The 11,330-nt window shown below is 68.3% G+C and carries 8 protein-coding genes; all 8 read right to left on the reverse strand.

Annotation, left to right across the window (positions count from 1 at the left end):
• Positions 1-56: 56 nt before the first annotated feature.
• Positions 57-1,607: a GMC family oxidoreductase gene (locus ACFYPC_RS35185; RefSeq protein WP_391891355.1), complete on the reverse strand. Its 1,551-nt coding sequence runs from the start codon at positions 1,605-1,607 to the stop codon at positions 57-59.
• Positions 1,608-1,664: 57 nt separating this feature from the next.
• Complete coding sequence (locus ACFYPC_RS35190) at positions 1,665-3,230, reverse strand: APC family permease (RefSeq protein ID WP_391891357.1); 1,566 nt, start codon at positions 3,228-3,230, stop codon at positions 1,665-1,667.
• A gap of 266 nt (positions 3,231-3,496) precedes the next feature.
• Positions 3,497-4,963, reverse strand: coding sequence for an aldehyde dehydrogenase family protein (locus tag ACFYPC_RS35195; RefSeq protein WP_391891359.1), 1,467 nt, complete (start codon positions 4,961-4,963; stop codon positions 3,497-3,499).
• On the reverse strand, positions 4,956-6,086 hold the full coding sequence (locus tag ACFYPC_RS35200; RefSeq protein ID WP_391891361.1) for an aromatic ring-hydroxylating dioxygenase subunit alpha: 1,131 nt from the start codon (positions 6,084-6,086) through the stop codon (positions 4,956-4,958). Before ACFYPC_RS35200 ends, ACFYPC_RS35195 begins: the two co-directional genes overlap by 8 nt.
• 11 nt (positions 6,087-6,097) lie before the next feature.
• The gene (gene solA / locus ACFYPC_RS35205; protein WP_391891363.1) at positions 6,098-7,252 is read right to left on the reverse strand and encodes an N-methyl-L-tryptophan oxidase; all 1,155 of its coding nucleotides are present in this window, start codon (positions 7,250-7,252) and stop codon (positions 6,098-6,100) included.
• 36 nt (positions 7,253-7,288) lie between these two features.
• Positions 7,289-9,745 (reverse strand): FAD-dependent oxidoreductase, encoded by a 2,457-nt coding sequence (locus ACFYPC_RS35210; RefSeq protein ID WP_391891365.1) that lies wholly within the window; start codon positions 9,743-9,745, stop codon positions 7,289-7,291.
• 33 nt (positions 9,746-9,778) lie between these two features.
• Positions 9,779-9,967 carry a hypothetical protein gene (locus tag ACFYPC_RS35215; RefSeq protein WP_391891367.1) on the reverse strand — a complete coding sequence of 63 codons (189 nt, stop codon included), beginning with the start codon at positions 9,965-9,967 and terminating at the stop codon, positions 9,779-9,781.
• Positions 9,964-11,049: an S-(hydroxymethyl)mycothiol dehydrogenase gene (locus ACFYPC_RS35220; protein WP_391891369.1), complete on the reverse strand. Its 1,086-nt coding sequence runs from the start codon at positions 11,047-11,049 to the stop codon at positions 9,964-9,966. Before ACFYPC_RS35220 ends, ACFYPC_RS35215 begins: the two co-directional genes overlap by 4 nt.
• Positions 11,050-11,330 lie beyond the last annotated feature (281 nt).

Consider the following 11,330-nt stretch of genomic DNA (forward strand, 5'->3'; position numbering starts at 1 on the left):
TGGTCCTTGCGCATGACCATTGGTCCTCGCGCGTGACAAGCGGTCCTCGTGCGCGACTAGCGGTCCTCCTTCAGCATGTCCGCGCACTTCTCGCCGATCATCATCGTCGTGATGCACGGATTGACGGAGATCAGGTCCGGCATCACCGATCCGTCGGCGACCCGCAGACCTTCGATCCCCTTGACCCGCAGACGGGCGTCGAGCGGGGCCGAGGTGTCGTCGTCGGCTCCCATCTTCACCGTGCAGGACGGGTGGTAGACGGTGTTGTGGGTCTTGTGGATGTAGTCGAGCAGCTCGTCGTCCGTGCGGACATCGGGTCCGGGAGCCAGCTCCGCGCCCGCCCAGCCGCTCAGCGCGGGCTGTGACGCGATCTTCCGCGCCAGCTTCAGGCCGTACGTCATCACGCGCACGTCATGCTCGTGCGTGAAGTAGCGCGGGTCGACCACGGGCTTGTCGCGGTAGTCGCGGGTACGGAGCCGCACGGTGCCGCGCGACTTGGCGCGGGTCACGTTCGGAGTGAGGCAGAAGGCGTTTTCCGACGTCGGATAGCCCCAGCGCAGGGTGTTCATGTCGAACGGCACCGAGCCGTAGTGGAACATCAGGTCCGGTCGGTCCAGGCCCGGTTCGGTGTCGTAGAAGATGCCCGCCTCCCACCACTGGCTGGAGGTGGTGGTCATCGGCTGCTTGGCCTCCCACATGATGACGCCCTCGGGGTGGTCCTGAAGGTTCTCACCGACGCCCGCCGAGTCCACCACCACCTCGACCCCGACCTCGCGCAACTGTTCGGCGGGCCCGATGCCCGAGAGCATCAGCAGCTTGGGCGTGTCGATGGACCCGCAGGACACGATGACCTCGCGGCGGGCGCGTACCGTCCGGGTGCGGATCAGGTCCGGGTCCAGGTACTCGGCGCCGACGCAGCGACGGCCGTCGAGGAGGAGCTTCTTGGCCCGGACCCCGGTGCGTACCTCCAGGTTGGGCCGTTTCCCGATGATCGGGTGCAGGTACGCCACTGATGAGGACTGGCGGATGTTGTTCTCGTCGGAGTTGATCTGGAACCAGTTGGCGCCGCGGACCACGGTCTGGCCGGAATTGAAAGGGGTGGTGGGAATGCCCGCCTGCGCGCACGCCTCCAACAGGGCGGTGCCGCAAGGGTCTTCGCCCTTCAGCGTGCGCAGCTTCACCGGGCCGGTGCGGCCGTGGTGGTCGCCGGGAGCGTCGTTCGACTCCAACCGTCGGTAGAGCGGGAAGAGTTCGGCCGAGCTCCACCCCGTACAGCCCGCCGTGGCCCAGTCGTCCAGGTCCTCGGCGGGTGACCAGAAGGCGATACAGGAGTTGTGCGAGGAACAGCCGCCCAGCACCCGGGCGCGGGCGTGCCGCATGAAGCTGTTGCCGCTGGCCTGTGGCTCGATCGGATAGTCCCAGTCGTAGCCGGACTCAAGGAGGCCCATCCAGCGCTCCAGCTTCATGACGGCGTCGTCGCCGACGTCGCTGGGCCCCGCCTCCAGCACGCACACCGTGACGGACGGGTCCTCGGAGAGCCTGGCCGCGACCACATTGCCGGCGGTGCCGCCACCGACCACCACATAGTCGAACTCATCTGCGTTCATGGGGAGTTGACCTCCTTGAGTCAGACGCTTACTCGGTCGCTGTTGACTGCTGGGCGCTTACTCGGCCGCCGTCGCGACCTCGGCCGGGACGGACGGGGCCTCCTGGAACTGGTGCTCGGCGAGCACCCCGGTCCGGTGCCGTTGCACGAACCAGTAGTAGGCGAAGCCGCCTCCCATCACGATGCCGACGAAGAGGACGGCACCCCAGCGCAGATACCAGTGGAAGGGGGCTGTTGCGTTGTAGACCGCCTCACGCGGCCAGAGCAGGTTGATCGTCATGGCGGTGCCCCACAGCACGGCGACGATGTTGACGGGAAGGCCCCAGCGGCCGAGCGAGAACTTTCCGTCGCCCGCCGGCTGCCACTTGCCGCGCAGCCTGGCGACCAGCATGGGGCCGGTGACCAGCAGATACGCAAGGTAGATCATGATGATGCCGATGCTGGTGACCACGGTGAAGATCTGCGGCTGGCGGATGTTGACCACCAGGATCGCCAGCGCCAGGATGCCGATGATGACCGCGGGCAGGACCGGGGTCTGGAACCGCGGGTTGACCTTGGCCAGCCTGGACGCGGCGGGCAGGTTGGTGTCGCGGGCCATCGCGAAGGCCAGCCGGATGGCCGCTGTGTGCACGGCCAGGGCACACACCGTGACCGCGATGAACACGCACCACAGCATGGCCTTGCCCGCATCCTCACCGAGCACGTTGAGAACGACGTACTGCAGGCCGTCCGTGGACAGCTGCTCGCCCTTCAGGCTGGACACGCTCATCAGCGCGAGGATCAGGATGAGCCCGCCGAGGATGAACGAGGCGACGATGGCACGGAGAATGGCGCGCGGCGCGTTGCGTGAGGGGTCCAGGGACTCCTCACCGAGCGACGCGGCCGTGTCGAAGCCGTACATCACGTACGCGGACGCGAGCGATGCGATCAGGAAAGCGCCGAGGTAGCCGCCGGGCATGCCCGCTCCCGTGCCGTTCGTCTCGAGGACGACCTGTGGACCGCGCGTGATGTGCACCGCGAACAGGACGATCAGTACGACGGTCGCGATCAACTCGATGAAGACGCCCGCGGTGTTGATCCTGGCCATCAGCTTCACGCCGAGGGCATTGACCAGGGTGGTGAAGACAATGAGTACGGAGGCCAGTAGCACTGCATTGGTGGCGACGTCGTACTTGCCCGTGCCGTCGCCCACGAACTGGAACACGGAAGAGATCTGAGGAAGCGTCAGCTGATACGCAAGGGCCACGGCCGCGATCGACACGATCGAGGCGAGCAGCATCGTCCAGCCCGCGAGCCAGCCAACGTGCGGATTACCCACCTTCTTCGACCAGTTGTAGACGGAGCCGGCCACGGGATAGCGGGCCGCGAGTTCGGCGAAGCACAGCGCGACCATGAACTGGCCGACGAAGACCATCGGCCACGACCACCAGTAGGCGGGTCCGCCGCTGCCGTAGCCGAAATAGAAGAGCTGGAAGGTACCGGTGAGGATGGAGATGTAGCTGATGCCGGCGGCGAAGGTGTGGAAGTTGCCGAGCGTGCGCTTGAGTTCGGGCTTGTACCCGAATTCGGCCAGTTCCGAGTCGTCGTGACTGTGTTTCTCGGGTGGTTGAGTCGTGGTGGTCATGAGCGGCCTCCTGGAAAGAGGGAAGTTCTCCCGGGCGGGAGGGGAGTGCGGCTCGTGCGGGGTCGTAGGTGTGTGCGGGTGCTGGATCATAGGACTGATCTGCGGCCGCCGGATGCTGTTGCGGATCAGTGGTTGCCGGGTTCTACGGCGGATCAGTGGCTGCCGGCATGCACGGCTCCGATGGCAGAGCTGGACGAATCGGTCGGAGGCGTGGTGGGCAGAACTGGTCGAATCGGTCGGAGCTCTGATGGGCAGGACTGGCCGAATCAGTCGAACCAGCCCTGCGGGCTCGGATTCGTCGTACGCCAGATGTGTTTCGTCTCCCGGTATTCGGCGAGGCCGGCAGGCCCGAGCTCCCGCCCGAACCCGGACTGCTTGTAACCGCCCCACTCGGCCTGCGGGACGTAGGGGTGGTAGTCGTTGATCCACACGGTGCCGATGCGCAGCGCGGACGCGACCCGCTGGGCCTTCGCCTCGTCGGAGGTGAAGATCCCGCCCGCGAGACCGTAGATGGTGGCGTTGGCCAGCCGCACGGCCTCCGCCTCGTCGGTGAACCGCTCCACCGTCAGTACGGGGCCGAAGGACTCCTCCTGGACGACGGACATCCCGGCGGAGCACTCGTCCAGCACGGTCGGCGGATAGTAGAAGCCCTCCGGGTGCGGAGGGTCGGCCGGCCGCTGCCCGCCGCAGCGCAGTACCGCGCCCTCCGCCAGGCCCTTGGCGACATACGCCTCGACCTTCGCCCGGTGCGCCGCCGAGATCAGTGGCCCGGTCTGTGCCCGCTCGTCGAACGGCCCACCCAGCCTGATCAGTTGGGCCCGGCGTACGACCTCGTCGACGAAGCGGTCGTGCAGCGAGTCCTCGACCAGCAGCCGGGCGCCCGCCGAACACACCTGCCCGGAGTGCAGGAAGACCGCGGTCAGCGCCATGTCGACGGCCGTGTCGAAGTCCGCGTCCGCGAAGACGATGTTCGGGTTCTTGCCGCCGAGTTCGAGCGCGACCTTCTTCACCGTCCCGGCCGCCGCGGCCATCAGCCTGCGGCCGGTCTGGAGACCACCGGTGAAGGACACCAGGTCCACGTCCGGATGCTCGCCCAGCGGAGCGCCGGCCTCGGGCCCCGCGCCGAGGATCAGATTCCCCGCACCGGCGGGCAGCCCGGCCTCCTCCAAGAGGCGCATCAGATGGATCGCGGTGTGCGGGGTCAGTTCGCTCGGCTTGAGGACGAAGGTGTTGCCCGCCGCGATCGCCGGGGCGACCTTCCACGCCGTCTGGAGCAGCGGATAGTTCCACGGGGTGATCAGCGCGCAGACACCGACCGGTTCGTATACGACCCGGCTGTCGACACCCGCCGAACCCGTCTCCACGACCCGGCCGGACTCGCTCGCCACGAGCTTCCCGAAGTAGCGGAAGCAGTTCACGATGTCGTCGATGTCGTACTCGCTCTCCACCAGGCGTTTGCCGGTGTCGAGCGACTCCGCGCGGGCGAGTACGTCCTTGTCGCGTACGAGGAGGTCGGCGACCCGCAGCAGCAGGTCGCCGCGCTCGTTCGCGGACGTGTGGGGCCAGGGGCCCTCGTCGAAGGCGCGGCGTGCGGCCGCGATCGCGTCGACCGTGTCCTGGCCGCCCGCCTCGTCCACCTCGGCCACCAGCGAGCCGTCCGCCGGACAACGGATCTCGCGGGTCCGTTTCTCCCGGGCACTCGTCCATGTGCCGTCGATATAAAGATCAGCCATCCATGCCTCCCAGCATGCCTATGAGCCACTCGTGGAAGATCCCGATGTGGTGCTCGGTGGGCACCAGTACCCCACCCCGCCGGTAGGCGCGGGACGCCATCGCTGGCTGCGTACGTTCGCAGGCCTCGAAGTCCTGGGCGTTGACCCGGTGGAAGAGTTCCACGGACTTCGACACGTCGGCGCCCGACGCGACCACCTCTGGAGCGTAGAGCCAGTCGCACTCCACGACCGTGCGGTCCTCGGCGAGGGGGAACATGCGGTGCAGGATGACATGGTCCGGTACGAGATTGATGAATACGGTCGGTTTGACAGTTATCGCATAGTAACGACGGTCCTGTTCCTCCGCTACCGCGGGTAGCTTGGCGAATCCCTCGCTGCCGTCGACCGTGAATCCCTTGATCTCCTCGCCGAACTCGGCGCCGTGCCCGACGTAGTACTGCGCGGCATATCCCTCCGCGAACTCCGGCAGTACGTCGGTGAGCTCGGGGTGGATCGTGGCGCAGTGGTAGCACTCCATGAAGTTCTCGACGATCAGCTTCCAGTTCGCCTTCACGTCGTAGGTGATGCGTTTGCCGAGGGCGAGGTTCTCCGTTCCGTAGTGCTCGATGGCCGCCGCGTTGCCGAGCCGCTCCACGGCCGCGCCCATCACCGTCTCCTCGAAGGAAGGCGGCTCTTCGGCCACGCATACCCAGGCGTAACCGAGCCATTCCCGCAGGGCGACCTTGACCAGGCCGTATTCCACGCGGTCGACGTCCGGCATCTTGATCAGATTCGGCGCGGCGATCAGCTTTCCGTCGAGGTCGTACGTCCAGGCGTGGTACGGGCACTGGAGATTGCGACGGACCTCGCCCGCCTCCTCCGTGCACAGCCGGGCCCCGCGGTGGCGGCAGATGTTGAGGAACGCGCGCAGCTCACCGGTGCGCGAACGGGTGATCAGCACACTCTCGCGGCCGACCTGGACCGTGCGGAAGGCGCCGGGCTTTGCGAGATCGGCGGAGCGGACGGCACAGAACCACATCGACTCGAAGAGTCGCTCCTGTTCCGCGCGGAAGATCTCGGGATCGGTGTAGTACTTCCCGGGGAGGGTGGCGATCAGGCTGGGGGAGAGGGGGGTCGTCGTCACGTGCGTACTCCTCAGGCGGGCGCGGCGGCGAGGCGGTGGGGGTCGAAGAGGTCGATCGGGTGTTCGGTGCTGCCGTTCAGGGCCAGATCGGCGAGAATCTCGCCGACGACCGGCACGAACTTGAAGCCGTGGCCGGAGAACCCGCAGGCCACGGTGACGGACTCCGGGTGCGCGGGGTGCCGTGCGATGACGAAGTGCTCGTCGGGGGTGTTGGAGTACATGCAGGTGGCGGCCTTGAGGAAGGCGTCGGGGAGATCGGGGATGCAGCGGGACATGTGGTCCGCCATGGCCCGGATCTCGTCCTCGTGCACGGTCCGGTCGATGTTCTCGGGGGTGCACTCGACGCCCTTGCGGAAGAAGGCGACCTTGGCGCCGAGATCCGGCCCGTCGATCGAGGGGAAGCCGTAGACCTGTACTCCGGCCGCGTCCTCCCAGATGTAGATGGGATGGTCGGCGGGGAGGAACGGCTGGACGCCGGTCTTCGGCTGGAACCAGTACATGACCTGCCGCTCGATCGTGAACGGCACCCCCAGATCGGTGAGCAGCTGCGGCGCCCACGCCCCCGGACAGATCACCAACTGGCCTGCCGTGTACGTATTTTCGGCCGTGTGAACCCGTACACCGCCCTTGTACGGCTCCCAGCGCGTCATCGGCTCCTCGAAGTGCAGGTCGGCGCCCTGACGGGTGGCGAGCTGGAGGTGCGCGGCGACGGTGTTCTCCGGGCGGACGAACCCGGCGCGGGCTTCGTAGAGCGCGACCTCGTCGTCGTGCGGGTTGAGGGTCGGGAAGCGGCGGCGGATCTCGGCCGCGTCCAGGATCTCGTGCGGCAGGTCCCACTCCTTGGCTGAGCGCAGCGAGCCGGAGAAGGTCAGCGAGTCGGGCGGGCCGATCATCACTCCGCCGCAGAGCGTCGCGATGTCCCGGCCGGTGGCCCGCTCCACCTCGTCGTACAGCTCGTACGCGCGCAGCAGCAGGGGGACGTACGCCGGGTCCTCGAAGTAGGACTGGCGCGTGATCCGCGAACCGCCGTGACTGGAACCGCGGTTGTGGACCGGGCCGAACTTCTCCAGGCCGAGCACACGGGCGCCGCGCGCGGAGAGGTGGTGGGCGGCGGCGCTGCCCATCCCACCGAGACCGATCACGATCACGTCGTAAGTCGGGGACACAGTAAGCCTCCTGAGGGTGTGTCAACGGCAGGTGCGTCAGCGCCGGATGCGGGTCATCTTCGGGTCGAAGAGCGGCTCGTCGGCGACGGTCGCGGGGACCTTCTCGCCGAAGTACTCGATGTGCACACCCGTGCCGCTCGGGAGCGCCGGCAGCCAGGCGTATGCGACGCAGCGGCCCAGCGTGTAGCCGTACGACGCGCTGGTCACATAGCCGGCCGGGCTGCCGTCGACATACACCGGTTCCTTGCCGAGGACGACGGTGGCCGGGTCGTCGAGGAGGAGCGGTGTGAGCCTGCGCGCCGGCTCGGTCTGTGCGAGTCCTTGCAGCGCCTCCTGGCCGACGAAGGCGTCCTTGTCCATGCGGACGGCGAAACCGACGCCCGCCTCGTACGGGTTGTGCTCGTCGGTCATGTCGACGCCCCAGGCGCGGTAACCCTTCTCCAGTCGAAGTGAGTTGAAGGCCGAGCGCCCGGCCGCGACGACGCCGTACTCGCGGCCCGCCTCCCACAGCGTGTCCCAGAGCCTGAGCCCGAGGTCGGCGCTGGTGTACAACTCCCAGCCCAGCTCGCCGACATACGACAGGCGCATTGCCGTCACCGGGACATGCCCGAGGTGCGTCTCCTTCGCGCGGAAGTAGCCGAAGCCCTCGTGCGAGAAGTCGTCGTGGGTCAGCGGCTGGACGAGGTCGCGGGCGAGCGGACCCCAGACGCCGATGCAGCAGGTGCCGGAGGTGATGTCGCGGATGTGTACGTCGGCGGGCGCGTGGCGGGTCAACCAGTCCAGGTCGGTGGGGGAGTTGGCGCCCACCTGGAAGCGGTCGACGGCGAGGCGCGCGACAGTGAGGTCGGAGCGTACGCCGCCTGTCTCGTCCAGGAGCAGGGAGTAGGTGACCGCGCCGGGCTTCTTACGGAGGTTGTTGGTGGTCATGCGCTGGAGGAAGCCGAGGGCGCCGGGGCCGGTGACTTCGAGACGGCGCAGCGGGGTCATGTCGTACAGCGCGACCTTCTCGCGGGTCGCCCTCGCCTCGGCAGCCGCGATCGGCGACCAGTAGCGGGCCGACCAGGCGTCGCGCTCGGGGAGGGGCCCGAGTGCGTCGACGAGCGGGGCGTTCGCCTCGTACCAGTGCGGCCGTTCCCAGCCGCCGCCCTCCAGGAAGTGGGCGCCGAGTTCCTGCTGCCGGGCGTAGAAGGGGCTGACGCGCAGTGGGCGGGGCTGCTCCATCGGCTGGAGGGGGTGCAGGACGTCGTACACCTCGACGAACTGCTGGGAGCCGCGCTCTCGGATGTACGACGGTGAACGCTGGGCGTCCTCGAAACGCGTGAGGTCGCACTCGTGCAGGTCGACGGAGGCGCGTCCGTCGACCATCCACTCGGCGACCGCCTTCGCCACCCCCGCGGAGTGGGTGACCCAGACGGCCTCGGCCAGCCAGAAGCCGCGCAGTTTTCGCGACTCTCCGAGGACGGGCATGCCGTCGGGCGTGAAGGAGAAGACGCCGTTGAAGCCCTCCTCGATCTCCGTCTCGCGCAGGGCGGGCATCAGTTGGCGGCAGTCGTCCCAACTCGGCGCCCAGTCCTCCTCGGTGAAGGGGAACGACGACGGCATCTCCATGTCGTTCGCGCGGGCCTCGTCGTACGGGAGGATCGCGAACGGGTCGACGGGGAGCGGCTTGTGGGCGTAACTGCCGATGCCGATACGGTCCTTGTGCTCCCGGAAGTAGAGGTCGCGGTCCTGGAAACGGAGGATGGGCCTGGAGGCTTCCGCCTCCGCGCCGGCCAGTTCGGGGAGTTGCCTCGTCTTCGCGTACTGGTGGGCGAGCGGTTGCAGTGGGACCTCGACTCCGGCCATACGGCCGATGACCGGGCCCCAGAAACCTGCGGCGGAGACGACATGGTCGGCGGGGAAGGTGCCGCGGTCGGTGACGACGGCGGTGACGTGGCCGTCCTCCTGCTCGATGCCGGTGACCGTGTGGCGGTCCAGGAAGCGGGCGCCTCTTTCGGTGGCGCGTGCCATCTGGGCACGGGACGCGAGTACGGCGCGGGCCAGGCCGTCGTCAGGTGTGTGAAAGCCGCCGAGGACGATCGACTCGTCGATGAGCGGCCAGAGTTCCTTGCAACGGGTCGCGCTGACGACCTCGCCGCGCACGCCCCAGGCGGCGGCGTAACCGGCCTTGCGGTGCAGGTCGGCCAGGCGCTCCGGAGTGGTCGCGAGTTCCAGACCACCGACCTGGTTGAAGCAGGAAACTCCGTCCACCTGGAGGGAGCTGAACTTCTCGACGGTGTAGCGGGCGAACGCCGTGAGCGTCTTGGACGGACTCGTCTGGAACACCAGTCCTGGCGCGTGCGAGGTGGAGCCGCCCGGGGCGGGCAGCGGCCCCTGTTCGAGAACGGTGACGTCGGTCCAGCCGCGGGCGGTCAGTTCGTCGGCGAGTGAACAGCCGACGATGCCGGCGCCCACGATGACGACGCGGGGATGGGTTTCGGGCGTACTGGACATGCCCCTCCTTGCCGGGGTGGGGAGCGAACGCGCTCAGGGCGTGGGGACGTCGGGCCGCTCTTCGCCGTGCCCGGTGGGGACGGCCGTGTTGCCGGGGAGGGTGAGCAGCCGGTTGTGGACGGAGGTCTCGACGGTGGGCCGGTCGGAATACGAGCCGCCGGTCGTGTCGGTGAGGTCGGTGGCCGTGTCGCCGCGGCTTCGCCGGCTGCCGGCCGTGGTCACAGGACCACCACCGAACGCAGCACCTCGCCCCTGTGCATCTTCGCGAACGCCTCCTCGACCTGATCGAGCGAGATGGTCTCGCTGACGAAGGCGTTGAGGTCCAGCAGGCCGTAGAGGTACTGGTCAATGAGGAAGGGGAAGTCACGGCTCGGCAGGCAGTCGCCGTACCAGGACGACTTCAGGGCGCCGCCGCGCGAGAACAGGTCGATCAGCGGGATCTCGATCTTCATCTCGGGGTCCGGGACGCCGACCTGGACGAGTACGCCGGCGTGGTCGCGCATGTAGAAGGCCTGTTTGTACGTCTCCGGCCGGCCCACCGCGTCGATGGCGATGTCGACCCCGAAACCGTCGGTGAGTGCGCGTACGGCTTCCACGGGATCCGTGCCGCGGGAGTTGACCGTGTGCGTCGCGCCGAACTTCTCGGCCTGGTCGAGTTTCTTGTCGTCGATGTCGACGGCGATGACCTTCATGGCGCCGTTGAGGCAGGCGCCCGCGATCGCCGCGTTGCCGACACCGCCGCAGCCGATGACGGCGACCGTGTCACCCCGGCCGACGTTGCCGGTGTTGACGGCGGCGCCGTACCCGGCCATCACCCCGCAGCCGATGAGGCCCGCAGCCTCGGGACGGGCGGCCGGGTCGATCTTCACCGCCTGTCCGGCGGCGACCAGGGTCTTCTCGGCGAACGCGCCGATGCCGAGCGCGTTGCTGAGCGGGGTGCCGTCGAGGAGCGTCATCGGCTGGGTGGCGTTGCGGGAGTCGAAGCAGTACCAGGGGCGCCCGCGGCGACAGGAGCGACAGCTTCCGCAGGGCGCGCGCCAGGCGAGGACCACGTAGTCGCCGGGGACCAGGTCGGTGACACCCTCGCCGACCGACTCGATCGTGCCGGCCGCCTCGTGGCCCAACAGGAAGGGGAAGTCGTCGGTGATCGCACCCTCCCGGTAGTGCAGATCCGTGTGGCAGACCCCGCATGCCTGTACGGCGACGAGTACCTCGCCCGGGCCGGGATCGGGGACGAGGATCGTCTGCACCTCGACGGGTGCGCCCTTCTTGGCGGCGACTACGGCACGAACCTCGTGTGGCACGACGGGCTCCTCTGCTGTTGCGCAGTGCACGATGGGTTGCGCTATGAGGAACATAGTGAGAACGCCGTCATGAGGTCGTCAAGAGGCGGGGGTTAACCCTTGGCAAAAGGAACGGGCGGGACGAAACCTGCCCGACACACAGAGGCGGGGGGGGGGGGGGGGGGGGGGGGGGGGGGGGGGGGGGGTGGTGGGGGGGGGGGGGGGCCGCGGGGGGGGGGGGGGGGGGGGGGGGGGGGGGCCGCCCCCCCAAAACTTTTCGGGCCGAAACCACGACGCACGAG

It is taken from the genome of Streptomyces sp. NPDC005808 (assembly GCF_042871385.1).
Lineage (GTDB): Bacteria > Actinomycetota > Actinomycetes > Streptomycetales > Streptomycetaceae > Streptomyces.